Raw genomic sequence first — 21,151 nt, 5'->3', positions numbered from 1 at the left:
ATGCTGAAATTTACAATAAGAAGACTCCTGATCACATTTCCACAGCTCGTCATTTTGAGCGTGCTCGTATTCATAATGGGATCGATGATGCCGGGCGATGCACTGTCCGGACTGATCGATCCGAACATTCCGAGGGAGGCCATCGAGGCCAGAAGGGAAGCGCTCGGTCTGAACAATCCATGGTACATACAGTACAGGGATTGGATCTTCGCAATGTTCCAGGGCGACTTTGGGACATCGATCTTCCACCAGCGTCCGGTAATGGACGTGATTGGAGACCGCCTGATGAACACGGTATGGTTGTCGCTGTTCTCAACAGTGCTGATCTACCTGCTCGGACTGCCGCTCGGCCTCGTATCCGGACGCTACAACGACTCACTGCTCGATAATGCAATCACTGGATATACATATCTCGGTTTTGCAACGCCGCAGTTCATTTTCGGACTCGTCATACTGTGGGTATTCGGCTACAACCTGGGCTGGTTCCCGACAGGCGGCTCCGTCGCACCGGGACTTGAGCCGGGCAGCATCGACTATATCCTCAGCAAGATAAACCACCTTGTCCTGCCGAGTTTCGCCATCGCCCTGATCGGGCTGGTAGGGACAGTGCAGTATTTGAGGAGCGGCATCATCGAGACGAAACAGAAGGACTTCATCATTTTGGCACGTGCCAAGGGTGTCAAGGAGTCCGCCGTCTACAACAGGCATGTATTCAGAAACTCGATCCTGCCGATTGCAGCATTCTTCGGCTATGAGATCACTGCACTGCTCGGTGGCTCCATCTTCATAGAGATGATCTACAGCTATCCGGGCATGGGCCGCCTGTTCCTGGATTCCATTTCAACACGCGATTTCAGTGTAGCGAATGTGCTCATCCTATTCTATGGATTCCTGGCCATTCTCGGTGCACTGATATCGGACATCATTCTCAGTATCGTAGATCCTAGGATCCGCATCAAATAGGAGGGAGCGTATAAAGTGGGCAATAGAAATGATTTCAATCAGAATTCCGGCGCCGGGCGTCCGGAAGAAGATGCAAATAAAGACAAAGCGCGTCTCCGTCAGCAGGAACTGGATCGACGCAATACGGAAAGTGATGACAAGCCGAGAAATGGGGACCCGTTCGAAGCACGCACGGATGATGACCATACCTACGAAAAGGGCGATATGGACATGACCGTTAAGGCAGACCTGCCTCACGGGGCTGCGGGCCATGGCGCGCTCGATTCCAAGAATCTGCCGAGGAGTACTCCGGGATGGCGGATCATCATCCAGGAAGTGATAGCAGACAAGCTTGCACTATTTTCACTCATACTGTTCACGATCATTACAGCCTATGTATTCGGGCTGACGATGTTCCTCAACAGGGAGCAGATCGTCATGGTCGACCTGTTTGCCATCAACCAGCCACCTGATGAGACGTTCAGACTGGGTACCGATTATGGCGGACGTGACATCTTTGGCCAGCTGATCATCGGTACGAGGAACTCCCTCGCGATTGGTATGCTCGTAACGATCATGAGTGTCGGTTTTGGTGTCGTATACGGGGTCGTTTCCGGCTACTTCGGCGGTCAGATCGACAACATCATGATGCGTATCGTGGACTTCTTCATGGTACTGCCATTCCTGATGATCGTCATCGTCTTCGTTACGATCTCACCATCCTACGACATCTTCACATTCTCGTTCATGATGGCGGCATTCCTGTGGACGGGTACCGCCCGCCTCGTGCGGTCCCTTGCCATCCAGGAGCGGGAGCTCGACTACATCAGCGCTTCCAAAACCCTGGGCAGTTCGCATGGAAAGATCGTATTCACGCAACTCATGCCGAACCTGGTCGGCATCATCATCGTCAACGGTACGCTGTCGCTTGCGGCGAACATCGGCATCGAATCCGGGCTGTCATTCATTGGCTTCGGTTTCCCGGAAGACTATCCTTCCCTCGGTACGCTGATGGCCTACGCCACGAATTCCCAGACGCTCCAGCATAGACCGTGGATCTGGGTGCCGGCAGCAATCATGATCCTCGTGCTCATGCTGTGTGTACGGAACATCGGGGAAGCGATGAGACGTGCCGGAGATGCAAGACAGAGACAGGCATAATCTACAAGGTTCCAGTGAAATGGAACCTTATAAATGAAATGGAATGGAAGCGCTTTCTATGAAACTGCTGATGTTTACAAAAAATTAACAATAGAGTGTTATAATACACATATATTGAAATTTATTCTTAACAAGACATTGATATTTCAGACAATTGTGATAACATTATGCGTAGATGGAGTTACATACGCATTAAAATCCAAAGACGGTTTTAACCATATTATGGTACTAAGTTTCAGTTTCAGCTGAACTAAGTATATATATCAGTTATATTCTAAATTATAGGGAGGAAATATGATGGGGAAATATTCTTGGTCGAAACTGATGTTTCTTACGATGCTGATCATGGTATTGGCATTGGCTGCATGTGGCGGGGGCTCATCAGAAGAGACGTCAGAAGAAGAGGGCTCTGGCGACACAGGGTCTGAAGAATCAACAGAAGAAGGTTCAGAAGAGGAAACTGAAGAAGGGTCCGAGGAAGGGTCCGAGGATTCAGCTTCAGGCGATGTATACAACTATGAAGACTTCAACCAGACCGTATCAAACGATGGTGAAGCGAGCGGAGAAGGTACACTTAATGTAGGTCTGACTTCAGACACGCCATTCGAGGGTACATTGAACTTCAACCTTTACCAGGGGAACCCTGACTTCGAGGTCATCAGCCTCTTCGATGAGCCGCTGATGTCAATGGATGAAGACTTCCAGTACACGAATGATGGCGCCATGACCTATGAGGTGAATGAAGATGATAACACAGTTACATTCACTATGCAGGAAGGTGTCACTTGGCACGATGGTGAACCTGTCACAATCGATGACTATGTCTATTCATACGAAGTCATCGGACATCCGGAATACCCGGGTATCCGTGGCGCGACTGACGGATTCACTCTGATCGAAGGCTATGACGAGTACAAATCTGGAGATGCAGAAGAAATTTCCGGCATCGAAGTGGAAGATGAGTACACTGCTACGTTTACTTACACTGAATTGGCACCATCCCTCACTGCCGGTGGATTCTGGGCATACGCAATGCCTGAGCACCACTATGAAGGGGTAGAGATCGCAGATATGGCTGAAGCGCCACAGACTCGCGAAAACCCGCTTGGAATGGGACCATACAAAGTGGATTCCATCACTCCGGGTGAAGCGGTTGTAATGTCCAAGTACGAAGACTACTGGAGAGGCGAACCGAACCTTGACGGTGTCGAACTGACTGTCGTATCTCCGTCTTCCATAGCGAATGCTCTGGAAACAGGAGAAGTCGATGTTGCAATCAACTTCCCGACCGACCAGTATCCTGATGTTGAGGGAATGGAAGGCGTGGAATGGCTCGCAAACATCGAGGGTGCATACACTTACATCGGTTTCAAACTGGGTGAGTGGAACGAAGACGAAGGACGTGTAGACTACAAGCCGGAAGAAATGAAGATGGGCGACAAGGAACTCCGTCGTGCAATGTGGCATGCGATGGACAACGATGCAGTCGGAGAGCGTTTCTACAATGGACTCCGCTGGAAAGCGACATCCCTGATCACGCCTTACCATGCAAACTGGCATGATGACAGCCTGGAGGTGCCTGAATACGATCCAGAGCAGGCGAATCAGATCCTTGATGAAGCAGGATACGAAGATACTGATGGCGACGGCTTCCGTGAAACACCGGATGGCGAACCGCTTGAAATCAACTTTGCTTCCATGTCCGGCGGCGACACTGCAGAACCACTGGCAAACTACTACATCCAATCCTGGAAAGATATCGGCCTGAATGTACAGCTTACAAACGGCCGCCTGATCGAATTCAACACATTCTACGATATGGTTGAAAACGACGATCCTGAAGTGGACATCTACCAGGGTGCATGGGGCGTCGGTTCCGATGTGGATCCATACGGACTCTACGGTCCGGATGTACCATTCAACTACCCACGCTATGAGACTGAAGAAAGCACACAGCTGATGGAAGAGGGTAACTCTCCGGATGCATTCGATGTAGAGCAGAGACAGGAAATCTACAACGAATGGCAGGCGCTTATGGTTGAGGAAATGCCGGTAGTACCGACACTTTACAGATCTTATGTTGTACCTGTAAATGAAAGAGTCGCAAACTACAGCATCGAACTCGGCTACAATGAAGAAACACTCCCTTACAACTGGGGCGTAACGGAAACTGAATAAGCTGAAACATGAAGCATCCATGCTTGGCATGGATGCTTTTTTTGTTGTATGACATTCTCAAATGTGATAAATTAGTACCTAGTGATAATATGAGATTATAAGGTGTGGTCAAATGAAAAATGTAGGCGTTCTGGGTCTGGGTACCTATGTACCGGAAAAGGTATTTACCAACCATGACTTTGAAAAGATACTTGATACTTCCGACGAATGGATTACAGAGATGACGGGCATCAAAGAGCGACGTTTTGCCGAAAACATGGATACGAGTGATATGGCCTACGAAGCGGCGAAGGAGGCGCTGGAGAACTCAGGCGTCACCCCGGAGGACATCGATCTGGTCATCGTGGCGACTTCGACAGGCGATCATCAATTCCCGACTGTGGCAACCATGCTCCAGAAACGACTTGGACTGAGGTCAGTGCCATCGATGGATCAGCTTGCAGCATGCACGGGCTTCATTTATGGCATGGTCACAGCACAGCAGTTCATCCAGACGGGGACATATGATCATGTTCTGGTGGTCGGTGCAGACAAGCTGTCCAAAATCACCGATTTTGACGATCGCTCCACAGCTGTCCTGTTTGGTGATGGCGCCGGCGCAGTTGTCATGGGAGAAGTGGCGGATGGACACGGAATGCATTCGTTCGAGCTCGGCAGCAATGGAAATGGCGGCCCGTATCTGTATGACGATGAAGAGGACGGCAACATCAGGATGAATGGCCGGGAAGTCTACAAGTTTGCCGTCAGGCAGATGGGCGAGTCCAGTGTCCATGTGACCGAGAAGGCTGGCCTCTCCAAGGAAGACATCGATATGCTGGTGCCGCATCAGGCGAACATCCGCATCATGAATGCAGCACGCGAACGCATGGGCCTGCCTGAGGACCGCATGAGTGTCACCGTTGACAGGTATGGCAATACTTCGGCTGCGTCAATACCGTTAAGTATCCATTACGAAGTTAAAAATGGTAGAATAAAGTCAGGAGACACCCTCGTTCTGGTCGGCTTTGGTGGCGGCCTGACATGGGGGGCAATATGCCTGACATGGGGAGACAATAAGGAGGAAACTCATGGATAAGAGAAGAGTAGTTGTAACGGGTATCGGTGCGTTGACGCCAATTGGCAATTCTGCACCTGAGACCTGGGAGAATGCCCTCAAGGGAGTAAATGGTATCGATAAGATCACCCGCATCGACAACAGTGAATACAATGTTCATGTTGCGGGAGAGCTCAAGGACTTCAATATTGAAGACTACATGGACAAGAAGGAAGCGCGCCGTATGGACCGCTTTACGCAATATGCGATGGTGGCTTCCGATGAAGCTGTGAAAGACAGTGGGATTGAAATCACCGATGACAACCGTGAACGGATCGGTGTGTGGATAGGTTCCGGAATCGGTGGTATACAGGCCCTTGAAGATGGTTTCAAAGTGCTCTATGAACGCGGACCACGCCGTGTGAGTCCTTTCTTCGTTCCAATGATGATTCCGGACATGGCAAGCGGCCAGGTCTCCATCAAGCATGGATTGAAAGGGCCGAACGGTGCTACGGTCACTGCCTGCGCGACAGGTACGAATTCCATCGGTGAAGCATTCAAATTCATAGAGCGCGGCCAGGCCGATGCCATGGTGACGGGCGGAACAGAGGCCCCGATCACACGGATGGGGGTTGCAGGCTTCCAGGCCAACAAGGCCCTGACCACATCTGATGACCCGAACAAGGCATCCCGCCCATACTCCAAAGACAGGGATGGATTCGTCATTGGGGAAGGTGCAGGCATCGTCATGCTTGAAGAACTTGAGCATGCTAAAGCACGCGGTGCAAAGATATATGGTGAAGTGGTCGGCTATGGCACTACAGGCGATGCACACCACATCACAGCCCCGGCTGAAGAAGGCGAGGGAGGTGCACGCGCGATGATCGAAGCGATGAAGGATGCGGGCATCGACCCGAACGAAATCGGCTATGTGAATGGACATGGAACAAGTACACAGTATAATGACCTGTTTGAAACGATGGCCATCCGCAACGTCTTCAAAGACCATGCCTACAACCTGCTCGTCAACTCCACGAAATCGATGACAGGACACCTGCTCGGCGGTACCGGTGGCATGGAAGCCATCATCACCGTATTGAGCCTCCGGGACGGCAAGGTGCACCCGACGATCAACCTGGACAATCCGGATCCTGAATGCGACTTGAACTATGTCACAGAAGGTGCAGTGGAAGCGGATCTCCGATATGCAATATCAAACAGCTTCGGTTTCGGTGGACATAACGCAAGCCTTGTATTCAAGAAATACGAAGAATAGATTATATAGATGAAGCCTGCCTTCCCGTGTGGAAGGCAGGCTTTCTGCTGTTCTGGGGGGTTCTATTCGCAGTCGGAACGCCTGCGACTGTGAATTGGGGGTCACAGAGCCTTCACAGGTAACAAAAAACGGACAGGCAGCTGCCTGTCCGCCGTAATATGAAATTTATCTGCGTTTTCTGCCGAGTCCCATTGCACGTTCCATCTTTTCGACCATCTTATCGGCCTTGCGTGATGCTTTCATGGCGCCTTCGTCAAGAATGTCATCCAACTCACCGCTTTCCAGGTAGTGGTTCACTTTATCCTGGAATTCGATCAGGAACTGTTCAACAACTTCTCCGAGGTCGGATTTGAATGTGCCGTAGTTGCTGCCTTCGTATTCCTTCTCGAGATCTTTGATGCTCTTTGAAGTCAGGGAAGAATAGATCGTCAGCAGGTTTGAAACTCCGGGCTTCTCTTCCTTGTCGTACTTGATTTCGCTGCCCGAGTCCGTTACGGCGCTTCGGATCTTCTTGGCCGCGGCTTTCGGATCATCAAGAAGTGAGATGAAGCCCTTCTGGTTGTCGTCACTCTTCGACATCTTCTTCATCGGATCGTTCAGGCTCATGATGCGTCCGCCGACTTCCGGGTGCTTGACTTCAGATACTGTAAGGATGTCGTTGTATTTCGAGTTGAAGCGTTCTGCCAGGTCGCGGGTCAATTCAAGGTGCTGTCCCTGGTCTTCTCCGACAGGCACGACATCGGCGCTGTAGATGAGGATGTCGGCAGCCATGAGGGATGGGTATGTCAACAAACCGACGCTGATGCCGTCGCGCTGGTTCTGCTTGCGTGCCTTATCCTTATATTGGGTCATGCGCTCAAGCTCCCCGATATATCCTACACACTGCATCATCCACGCTGCTTTCGCATGTGCCGCCACTTCACTTTGGATGAAGAGGGTGATCTTTTCCGGATCGAGCCCCGAGGCAAGATAGATGGCTGCGAGTTTCTTTGTATTGTCCCTGAGTTTGAGTCGGTCCTGCGGAACGGTTATCGCATGCTGGTCCACAATGCAGAAATAGGAATCATATTCCTCCTGCATCTCCACAAACTGTTTGTATGCCCCGATATAGTTTCCGATAGTGGGGATGCCGCTTGGTTGTACTCCTGAGAATAATGTTTTCATGTCGTAATCACCTTTAAGTTAGTCATTATATACATGATAATAAACTTCCGGGCCGCTTGCAATATGGACACGGTGATGTTGAAATTTAATCTAACCATAATTTTTCTAAAAATTTGTTAGATTATTACATGATTCTCATTTTATTTTAATGTTCATTCTGTATACTACATAGTGTAAATAAAGTTTATACATCAATTTATCAAAGTTATATGAAATATGTTTATAATGGAGATAAATCGGGTATAGATTGTTGTTACAAATCTTTTTAAAATTGGAGTGTGAGTTGTATGGTAACACTTTTTACTTCTCCAAGCTGCACATCATGCCGTAAAGCGAAAGCATGGTTACAAGAACATGAAATTCCTTATAATGAAAGAAATATATTCTCTGAACCACTTACATTGGACGAAGTGAAGTCCATCCTCAGAATGACTGAAGATGGCACAGACGAAATTATTTCTACAAGATCCAAGACTTTCCAGAAACTTAATGTAGATATCGATAGCTTGCCAATGCAGGAACTTTACACATTGATCATGGAGAATCCTGGTCTTCTCAGAAGGCCGATCATCATGGATGAAAAACGTCTTCAAGTTGGCTACAACGAAGATGAAATCCGTCGTTTCCTGCCTCGTAAGGTGAGGACTTTCCATCTGATGGAAGCAAAGCGCCTCGCTGAACTATAAGTGTGTTTCCCCAAAAATAACTGATATAATACTTACGATTGAGATGCCCGCAGATTACTTGATGTCTGCGGGTATTTTGGCGTATAATGACATGACAATTCCAAAACTGGTTTTACCCCATAAGAATAAGGTATAATATAGATAAGGAGCATACTTGAAGGAGAGGAGTGAGAAGTATGAGGATTGAAAGAATTGACGACTCGACGATCAAGTTTTTCATTACCTACCAGGACATCGAGAATCGCGGATTTGATAGAGAAGACCTATGGATGAACCGGAAGCGTGGTGAAGAGTTCTTCTGGTCCATCATGGACGAAGTGAACCACGAGCATGAAGAAGATTTCTCAATGGAAGGGCCGCTATGGATCCAAGTGCATGCCTATGACAAAGGGATTGAAGTGGTGGTTTCCAAATCTCAGGATGATAAACCATTCTCAACGGAGCAGACGCCTATGGATATGAATAATAATGATGTAGAACAGTTCCTTGAAAGCATTTCCGGAGACAAGGAAGAAATTGCGCCAGTGACGAAAGAGCCGGTCATGGTGAAATTCAATGATTTCGAGGACCTCATAAAATACACCCATGAAGTGGAAGTCGATGAAACGCAGTACGAAGATCTGCTCATCGTCCACGAAGGAAGCTACTACTATCAGATTTTCTTCGACTACCGCATGGATTACATGGATATGGAGCGCATCGAAGCGAAACTTCTCGAATACAGTTCTCCAGCAGAAATATCCAGCATGGTGGTTGAAGAATATGGTCAAATTATCATGAGCATCAACGTCAGAGCCCGGGTAAGAAGATTTTTTAAAGAAAAATAATTTACTTGAAGCGAAAATAAATCAAAAACCCCCTTTTCTTCCATATATAGAAGAGGAGGTTTTTTTATGTTCACAGCAACTGACACGAATGGCACAAGAATCACAGCAGATGAAGCAAGAAAAGGAGTGAAATACTTCTGCCCGGTATGTGAGGCACCCGTCACTTTCAAGGCGGGCAATGTCAAGACGGCCCACTTTTCCCATCACAGGATCGTCGACTGCATCCGCTACCTGTACAAAAAGGAGTCTCTCGAACATCTTGAGGCGAAGCACGACCTCTATCAGGCATTGAGCAGGCGGCATCACGTTTCGATGGAGTACTACCTTCAGGAAATCGAGCAGATTCCTGACTTGATGGTTGGAAATCGGGCGCTTGAAATCCAGTATTCGGCGATTTCCCCGGAACTGATCACCGAGCGCTCTAAGGGCTACCATTCCATCGGAATGGATGTCATCTGGCTGCTTGATGAAGCATCCATCAGACAGGGGGACGGATGCATCAGCCCCACACATTTTCAGATGTCGACGCTCTATAACACCGCACTGTTCACCTACTCGAACACTCACAAAAGATTGATGAAATGGCATCTCAGACATCACAGGGGCGGCAACCGGTGGACATACCATACCGAAGAAATCACCCCCGACGACCTGCTTGGTCCGCATCCCGCAGAACCCGTCGCTCCGCTCCAGCTCGGAGCGGGGGATATCAGGCGTATGATACAGCGGGAACGCCAGCAGAAAAACCGGCTGAATCCGACACTTACATTCCTCTACCAACTTTCATTGGACCCAGGGAAGCTGCCGCCGCATCTGTGCATGAGTGTCGAGCCTGAAAGATGGATACTGAATCCGCCGCTGGAATGGAAGCTCTATATCATGCATGCACTGGAGAAGGGAAGGTTCGACAAAGAGCAGTTCGGCCGCTTCATCCATATGCGTGAAATGCAGACTTCACCCGCGAAAGAGGAAGTGCTGAAGGCTCTTCTGGCCGCCTATAAAATGCTATATATTTCACAATAAACTTCGATACTTGAAATTTATGAGGAATATTGAGAAAATTATACCATCTGAAAAATGGAGGGGTAATTATGGCAAAAGTCATTACGCGACAGGAACAGGAAGAGAAGAATACTTGGGATCTTGAAACCATCTTCGAATCGGATGAAGCATTCGAAGAAAAATATAAAGAGTTGGAAGGGCGTCTCGGGGAAGAGGAGCGTTTCAAAGGACAGATCGATTCACTGGAAACACTTGCGGATGCTTTGGAGACGGAACGGGAACTGAGTGAGGAAATCGGCAGACTGTTCGTCTATGCACACTTGAAGCATGATCAGGATACATCGGAAGACAAATACAGCGCACTCGAATCGAAGGCACGCACGCTCGTGGTGAAGTTCAATACTGCATGGAGTTTCCTCGTGCCGGAAGTCATGAAGGTCGATGAAGAGACGCTCGAAGAGTGGCGTATGGATCCGCGCCTCAGTGAGTTCTCCTTCGACCTTGAGAAGCTCAACAGGAAGCGGGCCTACGTGCTCAGCGACAAGGAAGAGAAGCTGCTGGCGCAGGCAGGGGAGGTCATGTCGAATCCGACTTCCACATTCGGCATGTTCAACAATGCCGACCTTGAATTCCCTGATGCTGTCGATTCCGAAGGCAACGCACATGCACTGACGCAGGGCACCTACATCGATCTCCTCAAATCCAGCGACCGTGAATTGAGGCAGTCGGCATATGAAAATCTGTACAGCACATATGGCGCATACAAAAATACGCTCAGTCAGACGCTTCAGGGCGTCGTCAGCACGCATGTATTCCAGGCTCAGGCGCGCGGCTATGAATCCGCGAGGCATCAGGCACTGTCCAACAACTTCATTCCCGAAGAAGTCTACGATAACCTTGTGAAGACGGTGAACGATCACCTGCACCTGATGCACCGCTATACGGAACTGCGCAGAAAGATGCTCGGCCTCGACAAGCTCAAGATGTATGATGTCTACACACCAATGGTTAAAGATGTCGATTTCGAAATGAGCTATGAGGAAGCGAAGGAATGGATGCTTGCATCACTCGAGCCGATGGGCGAGACTTATGTGAACATCATCAAGGAAGGACTCGAGAACCGTTGGGTTGATGTGTATGAGAATAAAGGCAAGCGGAGCGGCGCCTATTCCTCAGGCACATACGGTACGAATCCATTCATCCTCATGAACTGGCAGGACAACGTGAACAACCTGTTCACGCTGACACATGAATTCGGCCACAGCGTCCACAGCTACTACAGCAGACAGAACCAGCCATCCAATATGTCCGGCTATTCCATCTTCGTCGCTGAAGTCGCCAGCAACTTCAACGAAGCCTTGCTTGCCGACTATATGTTCAAAAATCTTGAAGATACGAAGAAGAAGCTCTATCTGCTGAATGAGCAGCTCGAAGGATTCAGGGGCTCCGTCTTCAGGCAGACGATGTTCGCCGAATTCGAGCATAAGATCCACTCCATGAAGGAGGCCGGCGAACCGCTCACTGCCGGCAAGCTGAATGAAGTGTATGGAGAACTCAACCGCAAGTACTTCGGTGACGCGGTCGAATACGATGAGCATATCGAAGTGGAGTGGGCGCGCATCCCGCACTTTTACATGAACTATTATGTCTACCAGTACTCCACCGGCTATGCTGCGGCTGCCAGCCTGTCCAAGCAGGTACTTGAAGAAGGCAAAGAGACAGCAGAGCGCTATATCAACGAATTCCTGAAAAAAGGATCATCCGATTATCCGATCAATGTGCTCAAAAATGCCGGTGTCGACATGACGACATCAGAACCGATAGAGAATGCCATGAAGGTATTCGAAGCACAGCTCGATCAGTTTGAAGCTCTGCTCCAGGAGGTATAATGCCTGGCAGTCCCCGATCTATTTTAAGGTCGGGGACCTTTTAGTTTATGCAATAAACTATACATGTATGTATTTTATGTACAAGATATAATGTGGATACGTTTTCATTATGTCCATATTGTGAAAAGTCGTTCAAAATATTGTCTGAGACCTTAAACCGTGGTATATTCTAGACATGAAATTTTTATCACTGAAACATACCCCTTTGTTAAAACAGTGAAAAATTTCTCCCATCCCCTTTGTTTGAGCAGCACACTATAGAAGGTGTGCTGCTTTTTTTATTTGAATTGGTTTAACATGGATATAATTATTGCAGCGCGGTGATCCGAATTGGATCGCCGCGCTTTTTTGTGTTTAGATCTCCAACTTGCCATCGTTCCGCCCGCGACGGTGAGTTAGGCGTCCAACTTGCCATCGTTCCGCCCGCGACGGTGAGTTAGGCGTCCAACTTGCCATCGTTCCGCCCGCGACGGTGAGTTAGGCGTCCAACTTGCCATCGTTCCGCCCGCGACGGTGAGTTAGGTGTCCAACTTGCCATCGTTCCGCCCGCGACGGTGAGTTAGGCGTCCAACTTGCCATCGTTCCACCTGCGACGGTGAGTTAACCTCCAATTCACCCTCGCCACGCCAACACCGGCGAAGTAAACATCAACTTGCAAAATATCCCATCAAAATCCACCATTGTCACAAATTCGACTTGAGGCATCGTGATATGCATCACGTTAAAAGATGTATTTAAAATATATAATTAAATCAAGATAAATTTCAAACACATCAATCAAGGAGAAAGGGGAGAGCGGCATGAAAAGGAAATATACGAAACCGCCATACAATACAGTACACCAGCCTTCGCAGGAGGAATTGGAATCTCTTAAGGGAACGCTGTTTTCTACAGTCGTCTTCGTAGGCGGCACAATCATTTTATTCATACTGTTGCTGTTGATGTTCTATATGATGAGATTCTAGATGGGAGAGAAAGAAAATGAAAATGCATAGATTTGAAGAGATATGGCTCATATTCGGAGTGGCTGTGCTGGTCATTTCGATGGCAATTACAGGGTATCAGGCATTCGCGCAGGGAATGGCGCCTCCAAGCCACAAGGAGACAATCGACCCGACCCAGGTGGAGAACACCGCCCCGTTCGACAATCCAGGGGTCTACCAGACAGGGGAGAATGAATATGAAGTGGTGATGACGCTTCAGGCGTTCAGCTTCGAACCGAGTGAAATCACCGTCCCGAAAGGTGCGGAAGTGACCTTCATCATGACTTCGAAGGATGTCATCCACGGCGTCAATGCCCCGCATACGAACCTCAACACGATGGTCGTCCCGGGACAGGTCCAGCGCATCACCCAGACTTTCCACGACTCGGATGAGTTTCTGCTGATATGCAACGAATACTGTGGAACCGGACACCAGATGATGTCTGCGACCATAACGGTGGAGGAATAGACTATGGCAAATACAATACAGACACACATGAAGAACAACACCCTTCCGCTTGTACACTTCTTCCTGGCATTCATCATGCTCCTGATCGGAGGTACGCTCGGACTGCTCCAAGGGCTGAACCGGGGCGGCGTATTCGAGCTCCCGGCGAGCTTCAACTACTACGAAGTGCTTACACTCCACGGCATCCTGCTGATCCTGGCATTCACGACGCTGTTCACGAACGGCTACCTGTATGCAGCAATAAGGCATACGCTCGGTGAACTGTCCAAAACCGTGAAGATACTCGCCTGGTCCAGTCTCGCGAGCTTCCTGATCGGCTCTGTACTCGTCGTGTGGATGGTGCTTGCCGGTGAAGCGACCGTCATGTACACCTTCTATCCGCCGATGCAGGCGTCACCGTGGTTCTACATCGGCCTCGTGTTCGTCGTCCTGTGCATCTGGCTGGCCGGCCTCGGTGTCTTCATCAGTGCCTTCCAATGGAAGCGGAGGAATAAAGGGCAGCATCTTCCGATACTGGCATTCTTCGCAGTCGGCATCTATACGCTCGTGATTTTCGGCAGCCTTGGTGTCACAGTCGAAGTACTCATGCTCATCCCTTGGGCATTCGGCTGGACGGAGACCATCAACGTCATGCTCAGCCGGACACTGTTCTGGAGTTTCGGCCATACATTGGTCAACGTCTGGTACCTGGTTGCGATATCCGTATGGTATACGATCCTGCCGAAGATCATCGGCGGACGCATCTTCAGCGACACGCTCGCAAGACTCGTCGTCATACTCATCGTCATCCTGAATGTACCCGGCGGCTTCCACCACCAGATCGTCGACCCGGCCTTCTCAGAAGGACTCAAGTTCATGCACGTATTCATGAGCCTGTCCATCGCATTCCCTTCACTGATGACGGCATTCGCAATGTTCGCGGTGCTTGAACGGACGGGACGCAAACGCGGCGGACGCGGGCTCCTCGGCTGGCTCTGGGTCCTCCCTTGGGGAGATGTACGCTTCCTCACGATCATGATTGCGATGATTTCATTCATCATCGGGGGCGCCGGCGGCATCGCCCAGACAAACAACCAGTTGAACCAGGTCGTGCACAACTCGCTGTGGGTGGTCGGACACTTCCACATCACAGTCGGCGTGACCGTCGTGATGACATTCTTCGGACTTGTCTACTGGCTCATCCCGCACCTCTCAGGCCGTGTGATGACACCATTCATCCACCATCTCGGAATGTTCCAGACAGCGACCTGGACGGTCGGCATGGCACTGATGGCACTTTCCATGCATGCAGTCGGCCTGTTCGGCGCACCGAGACGGACTTCCTATACGACATATGGGGACAGCGCCACGGCACTCGGCTGGGAACCATACCTATCCTTCCTGGCAACAGGCGGCACGCTGCTGTTCTTCGGTGTCATCCTCATCGTCTACATCGTATTCCATCTGATGTTCTTTGCACCAAAAGGGGACACACCATTCATGGATTCACGTGTTGAGGACAATGCACATCCGACACCGAAATGGACTGAGAACTGGGGACTGTGGGTCATCGTCGCCATCCTCATCATCTCGATGGGCTACGTCGTCCCGCTTGTCGACCTGATTGAAAATGCACCACCGGGATCACCGCCGCACAGAACATGGTAATTCAAATGAAAGGAGGCCGCCCGCATGAAAAAGGACATCATATCCATCATAATCATCCTGCTGCTGGGAGGCCTCCTGTTCTATATTTCCACAGACGGCTTCCGGATCTATACGATTGAAGCGGAACGCGTCGAATCCCTGAAAAATGAAAAGCCTGATTTCCCGGATGTGGACGTCGTCGACAACAAGGGGCGGGCGTATCCATTCGATGAATTCGAGGGGAAATACATCCTGATGACATTCATCTATACATCATGTGAGACGGCCTGTCCGATGATGGAGGCGAACATGAAGGAAGTGTACGATACGTTCGATGCGGAAGCCTACAGTGATGATCTGGTCTTCCTGAGCACGTCATTCGATACCGAACGCGATACGGTGGAGGTGCTCGATAGGTATGCTGAATACTTTGATGCCGACGGCGACACGTGGCGGATGCTCCGGGTGCCTGAAGCTTCGGACCTCGACACGGTACTCGATACGTACGGCGTCACAGTCATCCCTGAAGGGGATGCCGATTATCAGCACAACACTTCATTCTACCTGCTCGGACCGGACGGCGGACTCGCAGAAGTGCTCGACTACCGGGATATCGACGGGGCAGTGCAGACACTCGACAAATATGTAGGGGAGGCGGCATCATGAAGCAGTTCTGGTATGGACTTGTACTCTTCCTCTTCCTTGCACTGCCGCCTGTGAGGCATCTGCTCGAATCGATCATGGCATTCCATATGCACATGCAGATGCCGCTGCTCTTCGTTTCTGGTCTTCTGATGGCGCCATTCTTCATGAAGCGTTTCCGGCAATTCTTCGGCAAGTGGAATGAAAGCGGCCTGCCGGGGATCATCCTCTTCCTCATCATCGTCATGTACTGGATGGTGCCGAAGGCGATGGATGAATCGCTCGAGATCATGGCAGTCGAAGCATTCAAGTTCATCTCGCTTCCGTTCCTGGCAGGCGTTCCGCTCCGGGACAGCTGGTCGAAGATCGGAAAGGCGACGGAAAGCATCCTGCTGCTCGTGCTGGCCATCCTCTTCAGCATCATGGCCTATCTCTACATCTTCTTCGAGAGCACACTGTGCAACAATTATCTGCTCGTCGACCAGAAGACGGTCGGCTGGGGATTCGCATTCTTCAGCCTGTGCCTGATACTCTACCTTGTGCTGACGCTGTTTACAGACCAGTCCCAATACTACGACGAAGCCTCCACCTGATTCAGGTGGAGGCTTTCAAATGTGCGTTCAGATTCGGAAGATGGACGATGAGGTGGCCGTCTGCACCCTCGGTGATGATCTCCATTTTCTTGAAGTGTGTAATGTTGCGGCTCACGGTCTCCCGGGTCGTACCGATGATGTTCGCGATGTCCTGCTTCGTCAGGCGTGTGGATATCCGGCTGTATGTCTCATCAATCACTTCACCATGGTTCGTCAGCAGGCGTTCGAGCAGCAGCAGGATCTGCTTGTCCGTCGAACGGAAGATTTTGTCCTCGAGACGCTTCTGCAGATCGACGATCAGCTGCCCGAGTGTCCGGAACATCTTGATCGACACTTCCGGGTGGTCCATCAGCAGCTGTTCGAAATCATACTTTTCGATGGTGATCAGCTCCGACGTCTCTACAGTGATTGCGTTCGCAGGGTATGAATCCTTACGGAACAGCCCATGGTGCGGGAACATCTCCCCGGCCTGGAAGAAATTCACGATCTGCTCCCTGCCCGAAGGGTCGTTGCGGTAGATCTTCACTTTGCCCGATGCGACGAAATAGACATGATTCATCGGTTCGTCCTGCATGAATATATGGGTGTTGCGATAGAATTTCCTCTGATTTGAAATATCCACGATGAGCCCGAGTTCCTCATCCGTCAATGAACGGAAAATCTCAATCTGAGAAAGCAGACGTTCCAGATCGGTTCGCTGCATCTTTGATACCTCACTTTTCTTTTTGCTATATCATATCATATAAGCATGGATTGTGGGCTGGGCGTGTGGGTCTAACTTGCAGTCGGAACGCCCGCGACTGCGAATTGGAAGATCGTGTCGCTGCACGCCCAACCAAAAAAGGGACACCATCTCTGGTGTCCCTCCCAAAATCAATCTATACAAAACAAATAAAAATACTATCTTCCAAAGGAAGAGGGGCCACCCCGTATCTGGTAGTACATGCCATCTTCCGTTTCGACTTCTTCCACCAGCCGCTGCAGGCGCAGCTTCTTGAGCTCGTTGAGCAGGAGGCCGGTCCGCCATTCGAAGACGGTCTTCAGCTCGTGGAAGCTGACCACTTCATAGGACTCGATGTAATCATGGATGCTCGGCAGCGGGTGCTTCTCTATCTCCTTGTCGATGAGCTCGTTGATGATGTAGGTGTAGATGTGGTAAGGGTAGACGCCCTCCACCTTCACACCTTCAGTCTCTACGTCTCCCGAGAAGAAGACCATGGCGGGCAGCTCTTCGACGTCCATCTCACGGTAGACCATGAGGTCGCGCTTCAGCAGACTGCGCACGTCCTCGGAGTGTGCATCGGCTGTGAAGGCATTGACATCGAGGCCGGCGAGCCTGGCGCTTTCCTCCATGTGCTCGATTGTGCATATATTCCTGGTTGGTACAATGCGGTTGAGAACATAGCGTATGAATGCACGTGCCTTGTTGCGCCCCTGTATTTCAGCCGCCTTGTAGGCGAGTGCGATGTTGTCGATATCCGAGGTGGACTGGGCCTGGCACTTTGTCAGCACCTGCAATGATGGCGCCAATATCTTCTTGATCGTTACGTGTCCGCGATATTCGAGCTGGAGCTTGTTGATGATCGGTTCCAGTGCGCGGCAGTCGTTGGAGAACGGGTCGAAAAAATAAAATATCTCAATATAATGGGATGTCGGTTCCAATACAAGTGACTGTGTTCCAGTTCTATTCATGTCCTCACCCTGCTTAATCTATTGAATTCACCATATGGTTCGCTGTCAATGTGTAACGTGCCATAATGTATGCTTTCAATTCCTCTTCAAGACCTACGTCGTTCATCGCCCGGTCCATGTTCTCAAGCCACGCTTCAGCCGCTTCCGGCGTGATGCGGAACGGGGCATGGCGTGCTTTCAGCATCGGATGGCCGTATTCCTCATTGTAGAGGTTCGGCCCACCAAGGAACTGTGTCTGGAACAGCTTCTGTTTATAGGCCGTCTCAGTCAGGTCGTCCGGAAAAAGGTGGTTGATGCGTGCATCTTCTGCAACATAGCTGTAGAAGATGTCGATCATGCGGTACAGCTTGTCCTGGCCGATTTCCTTAAATGGAATTGGCATAGTTGTCACCCGATCTGATGTCGTTCAATTTATTGTAGAAACGCTCGACCTTCGTCACTTCCCGGCGGCGCTCGATTCCATATTCCTCAAGCAGGTTCAGGAAGTGGGTTTCACCTTTGTCGTAATTGTCCACTTCGAATTCGAGTTCAAAGTCTTCCGTGTCGAGATAGCTGTTCTTGTCGAGCACGAGCAGGCCATCCTTATATGACGTTTCACGCCTTTCGGTGGACAGTGCTCCATATATCTTGAGCTGTGTCGTATCTATGCCGAAGCGTTCGAGCTCACCGCAGATGAGTTCAGGTATCTCGTCCGTACGGATGTTGCGGTCGAAGTTCAGGTCGCTCTCCACTTCACCGTGGTACTCCATCACGCCTTTTACGGTCGGTTCCTTCAGCGTCATGACCTGTTCTCCGCCTGTATCCCTGATCCTCAGCAGCAGGCGGTTGTGTTTCAGGCTGAGATCCGGGGTATCTATATAGAAATTCGTCTGTACAACCGGCTGTGTGTTCTTGAACAGCGCTTCGTGCAGGCGTCCATATTCCTCTCCGGTCAAGAGGTTCTTAAATTCTATTTCGAGTTCTTTCATCAGATCCACTCCTTAATGTATATTATCTTAAATTTGAAATGCAGTGTAAAGTAAACAGATTCCAACGTTATCAAATGCAAGATACTATGGTAAAATAAATTGCGCAAGGAGTGAAGATAATGGATATATATGTAACAGAGATGAAATATGAAGATGATGCATTGAAATGCTACGCAGAGGAAGACACACAGGGACTCAAGGCAGCTGCGCGCATGATCGTCGATTCTGATAACATGGCGTTCATATACATGCTGGACGATGGGGAAGCGTTCAGAAGGGTTCACTTTGTAAAGGAAACGTGGTCCATGCTGAAGGCCCACCATGGTGCTGAAGTCATCCTGAATACGGATGTCATCCTGACGGATTTCTGGGATGAGCTGGATTACCTGGTCGATAACATCGAGGACAACGACAATTACGGGGAAGCATTTGAGAGTGCAGTCAAAGAAGAGTTCATACAATAGAACGGATTTAGGGACTGGAGTGTAAGTGATGGAACAATGGGAGAAATTTCTTGCACCTTACAAGCAGGCTGTCGAGGAGCTCAAGATCAAACTCAAGGGGATGCGCCAGGATTATCAGCTCACTCGCCAGTCCTCGCCGGTGGAATTCGTAACGGCAAGGGTCAAGCCGGTGCAGAGCATCATAGAGAAGGCGAGTGCGCGCAATATTCCCTATGACCGCCTGCAGGAGGGCATGTATGATATCGCAGGTGTCAGGATCATGTGCCAGTTCGTTGATGACATCGAACTGATCTGTACCCAGATCCGCAATCGCTCGGATATGAAGGTGGTCGAAGAGCGTGATTACGTCGCCAACACGAAGGAGAGCGGATACCGTTCCTACCACCTCATCGTGGAATATCCGGTGGAGCGCATCGGCGGCGCGGTGACCATCCTCGCAGAAATCCAAATCCGCACGCTGGCCATGAACTTCTGGGCGACAATAGAACATACGCTGAACTACAAATACAGCGGGGAATACCCGCCGGAAATAAAGAAACGTCTCCAGAACGCGGCTGAAGCGGCATATCTTCTCGACCAGGAGATGTCAGAGATCCGCGAGGAGATCCAGGATGCCCAGAAATATTATACGAAAAAGCGGAACATCCGCTGATCGACTACAGACAAAGGCTGAGGAAGGTGTGGCTATATGAGGTTTTTCATCGTTTCCAAAGGAGACACCAAATCGAATGCATTGAAGGATAAAATGATGAACTACATGGTGGACATGGGGATGACACCCGATGAGAAGGCGCCCGACATCGTCATTTCGGTCGGAGGGGACGGCACGCTGCTCCAGGCCTTCCACCGCTATCAGCACCTTCTTGACCACACGGCGTTCGTCGGTGTACATACAGGACATCTCGGCTTCTACGCAGACTGGCTGCCTCAGGAAGTGGAGCGGCTCATCATCGCCATACAGAACGACGAATTCCAGGTGATCGAATATCCGCTGCTGGAGACAATCATCCGGTATGAGACGGAAGGCACGGAAACGCGGTATCTCGCGCTGAATGAGGCGACACTCAGGACCGACAATGGGACGACGCTCGTCATGGATGTCGATATCCGGAACCAGCATTTCGAACGGTTCAGGGGGGATGGCCTGTGCATTTCGACACCATCCGGTTCGACCGCCTACAACAAGGCCCTCGGCGGCGCGCTGATCCACCCGTCCATCGAAGCGATACAGATTACCGAGATCGCCTCGATCAACAACAGGGTCTTCCGTACCGTCGGTTCACCGCTGGTCCTGCCGAAACACCACACATGCCAGGTGCTGCCGGTGAACAGCGAAGTCTACCAGATGACGATCGACCATATCAATCTCGTGCACAAAGGTGTCAAGTCGATCCAGTTCAGGGTGGCGGATGAAAAGATAAGGTTTGCCCGCTTCAGACCGTTCCCATTCTGGAAACGGGTGCACGATTCCTTTATCTCCTAGGGTGAAAGCACTGTCATGGTGCTTTTTTAGTTTAGGCATCCTTTGGAAAAAAATAATCCCGTGGGGGTGGCAT

The 21,151-nt window shown here is 50.1% G+C and carries 22 protein-coding genes; 17 read left to right on the top strand and 5 right to left on the bottom strand.

The genetic code is table 11. The features are described from left to right. The 5 genes from opp4B (at position 1) to fabF (ending at position 6,590) form a co-directional block, all read left to right on the top strand. Positions 1-963, top strand: a complete 963-nt coding sequence (opp4B, locus tag LLU09_RS05510; RefSeq protein WP_228310839.1) for an oligopeptide ABC transporter permease — start codon at positions 1-3, stop codon at positions 961-963. A gap of 15 nt (positions 964-978) precedes the next feature. Further along, complete coding sequence (locus LLU09_RS05505; protein WP_228310838.1) at positions 979-2,103, top strand: ABC transporter permease; 1,125 nt, start codon at positions 979-981, stop codon at positions 2,101-2,103. Positions 2,104-2,400: 297 nt separating this feature from the next. Continuing rightward, positions 2,401-4,281, top strand: a complete 1,881-nt coding sequence (locus LLU09_RS05500; protein ID WP_228310836.1) for an oligopeptide ABC transporter substrate-binding protein — start codon at positions 2,401-2,403, stop codon at positions 4,279-4,281. A 112-nt stretch (positions 4,282-4,393) separates the two neighbouring features. Beyond that, positions 4,394-5,356 (top strand): beta-ketoacyl-ACP synthase III, encoded by a 963-nt coding sequence (locus tag LLU09_RS05495; protein ID WP_228310835.1) that lies wholly within the window; start codon positions 4,394-4,396, stop codon positions 5,354-5,356. After that, on the top strand, positions 5,349-6,590 hold the full coding sequence (gene fabF, locus LLU09_RS05490; protein ID WP_228310833.1) for a beta-ketoacyl-ACP synthase II: 1,242 nt from the start codon (positions 5,349-5,351) through the stop codon (positions 6,588-6,590). Before LLU09_RS05495 ends, fabF begins: the two co-directional genes overlap by 8 nt. Before the next feature lie 165 nt (positions 6,591-6,755). Here fabF and trpS read toward each other — a convergent pair whose 3' ends face one another. Then, positions 6,756-7,754: a tryptophan--tRNA ligase gene (gene trpS / locus LLU09_RS05485; RefSeq protein WP_228310832.1), complete on the bottom strand. Its 999-nt coding sequence runs from the start codon at positions 7,752-7,754 to the stop codon at positions 6,756-6,758. 287 nt (positions 7,755-8,041) lie between these two features. Here trpS and spxA point away from each other — a divergent pair, with 287 nt between their 5' ends. The 9 genes from spxA (at position 8,042) to LLU09_RS05440 (ending at position 16,471) form a co-directional block, all read left to right on the top strand. Then, on the top strand, positions 8,042-8,440 hold the full coding sequence (spxA, locus tag LLU09_RS05480; protein WP_040104981.1) for a transcriptional regulator SpxA: 399 nt from the start codon (positions 8,042-8,044) through the stop codon (positions 8,438-8,440). 176 nt (positions 8,441-8,616) lie between these two features. Then, positions 8,617-9,267: an adaptor protein MecA gene (locus LLU09_RS05475; RefSeq protein ID WP_040104980.1), complete on the top strand. Its 651-nt coding sequence runs from the start codon at positions 8,617-8,619 to the stop codon at positions 9,265-9,267. Between the two features lie 66 nt (positions 9,268-9,333). Next, entirely contained in the window at positions 9,334-10,290 is a 957-nt protein-coding gene (locus LLU09_RS05470; RefSeq protein WP_228310831.1) for a competence protein CoiA, read from the top strand. Between the two features lie 68 nt (positions 10,291-10,358). Further along, positions 10,359-12,158: an oligoendopeptidase F gene (pepF, locus tag LLU09_RS05465; protein ID WP_228310830.1), complete on the top strand. Its 1,800-nt coding sequence runs from the start codon at positions 10,359-10,361 to the stop codon at positions 12,156-12,158. An 800-nt stretch (positions 12,159-12,958) separates the two neighbouring features. Next, positions 12,959-13,123 (top strand): hypothetical protein, encoded by a 165-nt coding sequence (locus LLU09_RS05460; RefSeq protein ID WP_156964943.1) that lies wholly within the window; start codon positions 12,959-12,961, stop codon positions 13,121-13,123. 16 nt (positions 13,124-13,139) lie between these two features. After that, on the top strand, positions 13,140-13,610 hold the full coding sequence (locus LLU09_RS05455) for a cytochrome c oxidase subunit II (protein WP_228310828.1): 471 nt from the start codon (positions 13,140-13,142) through the stop codon (positions 13,608-13,610). A 3-nt stretch (positions 13,611-13,613) separates the two neighbouring features. Continuing rightward, on the top strand, positions 13,614-15,257 hold the full coding sequence (locus tag LLU09_RS05450) for a cbb3-type cytochrome c oxidase subunit I (protein WP_040104976.1): 1,644 nt from the start codon (positions 13,614-13,616) through the stop codon (positions 15,255-15,257). Positions 15,258-15,281: 24 nt separating this feature from the next. Continuing rightward, positions 15,282-15,902 carry an SCO family protein gene (locus LLU09_RS05445; RefSeq protein ID WP_228310826.1) on the top strand — a complete coding sequence of 207 codons (621 nt, stop codon included), beginning with the start codon at positions 15,282-15,284 and terminating at the stop codon, positions 15,900-15,902. Next, positions 15,899-16,471 (top strand): hypothetical protein, encoded by a 573-nt coding sequence (locus LLU09_RS05440; RefSeq protein ID WP_228310825.1) that lies wholly within the window; start codon positions 15,899-15,901, stop codon positions 16,469-16,471. The genes LLU09_RS05445 and LLU09_RS05440 overlap by 4 nt, the downstream gene beginning before the upstream one ends. Before the next feature lies 1 nt (position 16,472). On the opposite strand, the gene LLU09_RS05435 is transcribed toward LLU09_RS05440, so the two are convergent. From LLU09_RS05435 to LLU09_RS05420, 4 genes are all read right to left on the bottom strand, one after another. Beyond that, on the bottom strand, positions 16,473-17,174 hold the full coding sequence (locus tag LLU09_RS05435; RefSeq protein WP_052443628.1) for a Crp/Fnr family transcriptional regulator: 702 nt from the start codon (positions 17,172-17,174) through the stop codon (positions 16,473-16,475). A gap of 197 nt (positions 17,175-17,371) precedes the next feature. Continuing rightward, on the bottom strand, positions 17,372-18,163 hold the full coding sequence (locus tag LLU09_RS05430) for a DsbA family protein (RefSeq protein WP_040104973.1): 792 nt from the start codon (positions 18,161-18,163) through the stop codon (positions 17,372-17,374). 13 nt (positions 18,164-18,176) lie between these two features. After that, on the bottom strand, positions 18,177-18,545 hold the full coding sequence (locus LLU09_RS05425) for a globin domain-containing protein (protein ID WP_040104972.1): 369 nt from the start codon (positions 18,543-18,545) through the stop codon (positions 18,177-18,179). Then, positions 18,529-19,131 carry a CYTH domain-containing protein gene (locus LLU09_RS05420; RefSeq protein ID WP_228310824.1) on the bottom strand — a complete coding sequence of 201 codons (603 nt, stop codon included), beginning with the start codon at positions 19,129-19,131 and terminating at the stop codon, positions 18,529-18,531. Before LLU09_RS05420 ends, LLU09_RS05425 begins: the two co-directional genes overlap by 17 nt. A 119-nt stretch (positions 19,132-19,250) precedes the next feature. Here LLU09_RS05420 and LLU09_RS05415 point away from each other — a divergent pair, with 119 nt between their 5' ends. From LLU09_RS05415 to LLU09_RS05405, 3 genes are read left to right on the top strand one after another with little or no spacing between them, the layout of a single operon-like run. Further along, entirely contained in the window at positions 19,251-19,595 is a 345-nt protein-coding gene (locus tag LLU09_RS05415; protein ID WP_228310823.1) for a UPF0738 family protein, read from the top strand. 28 nt (positions 19,596-19,623) lie between these two features. Further along, entirely contained in the window at positions 19,624-20,247 is a 624-nt protein-coding gene (yjbM, locus tag LLU09_RS05410; protein WP_040104969.1) for a GTP diphosphokinase, read from the top strand. Between the two features lie 36 nt (positions 20,248-20,283). Then, positions 20,284-21,078 carry an NAD kinase gene (locus LLU09_RS05405; protein WP_228310822.1) on the top strand — a complete coding sequence of 265 codons (795 nt, stop codon included), beginning with the start codon at positions 20,284-20,286 and terminating at the stop codon, positions 21,076-21,078. Positions 21,079-21,151: the final 73 nt, after the last annotated feature.

It is taken from the genome of Salinicoccus sp. RF5, from assembly GCF_020786625.1.
Lineage (GTDB): Bacteria > Bacillota > Bacilli > Staphylococcales > Salinicoccaceae > Salinicoccus.
The sequence above is the reverse complement of the archived record's forward strand: the minus strand, read 5'-3'. Positions and strand labels throughout refer to the sequence as shown.

Bases quoted from the DNA above. Each gene is read 5' to 3' on its own strand.
- yjbM (WP_040104969.1), top strand. From the start codon at position 19,624: ATGGAACAATGGGAGAAATTTCTTGCACCTTACAAGCAGGCTGTCGAG.
- LLU09_RS05460 (WP_156964943.1), top strand. From the start codon at position 12,959: ATGAAAAGGAAATATACGAAACCGCCATACAATACAGTACACCAGCCT.
- LLU09_RS05470 (WP_228310831.1), top strand. From the start codon at position 9,334: ATGTTCACAGCAACTGACACGAATGGCACAAGAATCACAGCAGATGAA.
- LLU09_RS05500 (WP_228310836.1), top strand. From the start codon at position 2,401: ATGGGGAAATATTCTTGGTCGAAACTGATGTTTCTTACGATGCTGATC.
- LLU09_RS05450 (WP_040104976.1), top strand. From the start codon at position 13,614: ATGGCAAATACAATACAGACACACATGAAGAACAACACCCTTCCGCTT.
- LLU09_RS05430 (WP_040104973.1), bottom strand. From the start codon at position 18,163: ATGAATAGAACTGGAACACAGTCACTTGTATTGGAACCGACATCCCAT.
- LLU09_RS05440 (WP_228310825.1), top strand. From the start codon at position 15,899: ATGAAGCAGTTCTGGTATGGACTTGTACTCTTCCTCTTCCTTGCACTG.
- opp4B (WP_228310839.1), top strand. From the start codon at position 1: ATGCTGAAATTTACAATAAGAAGACTCCTGATCACATTTCCACAGCTC.
- pepF (WP_228310830.1), top strand. From the start codon at position 10,359: ATGGCAAAAGTCATTACGCGACAGGAACAGGAAGAGAAGAATACTTGG.
- trpS (WP_228310832.1), bottom strand. From the start codon at position 7,754: ATGAAAACATTATTCTCAGGAGTACAACCAAGCGGCATCCCCACTATC.
- fabF (WP_228310833.1), top strand. From the start codon at position 5,349: ATGGATAAGAGAAGAGTAGTTGTAACGGGTATCGGTGCGTTGACGCCA.
- LLU09_RS05475 (WP_040104980.1), top strand. From the start codon at position 8,617: ATGAGGATTGAAAGAATTGACGACTCGACGATCAAGTTTTTCATTACC.
- LLU09_RS05445 (WP_228310826.1), top strand. From the start codon at position 15,282: ATGAAAAAGGACATCATATCCATCATAATCATCCTGCTGCTGGGAGGC.
- spxA (WP_040104981.1), top strand. From the start codon at position 8,042: ATGGTAACACTTTTTACTTCTCCAAGCTGCACATCATGCCGTAAAGCG.
- LLU09_RS05420 (WP_228310824.1), bottom strand. From the start codon at position 19,131: ATGAAAGAACTCGAAATAGAATTTAAGAACCTCTTGACCGGAGAGGAA.
- LLU09_RS05495 (WP_228310835.1), top strand. From the start codon at position 4,394: ATGAAAAATGTAGGCGTTCTGGGTCTGGGTACCTATGTACCGGAAAAG.
- LLU09_RS05425 (WP_040104972.1), bottom strand. From the start codon at position 18,545: ATGCCAATTCCATTTAAGGAAATCGGCCAGGACAAGCTGTACCGCATG.
- LLU09_RS05415 (WP_228310823.1), top strand. From the start codon at position 19,251: ATGGATATATATGTAACAGAGATGAAATATGAAGATGATGCATTGAAA.
- LLU09_RS05405 (WP_228310822.1), top strand. From the start codon at position 20,284: ATGAGGTTTTTCATCGTTTCCAAAGGAGACACCAAATCGAATGCATTG.
- LLU09_RS05455 (WP_228310828.1), top strand. From the start codon at position 13,140: ATGAAAATGCATAGATTTGAAGAGATATGGCTCATATTCGGAGTGGCT.
- LLU09_RS05435 (WP_052443628.1), bottom strand. From the start codon at position 17,174: ATGCAGCGAACCGATCTGGAACGTCTGCTTTCTCAGATTGAGATTTTC.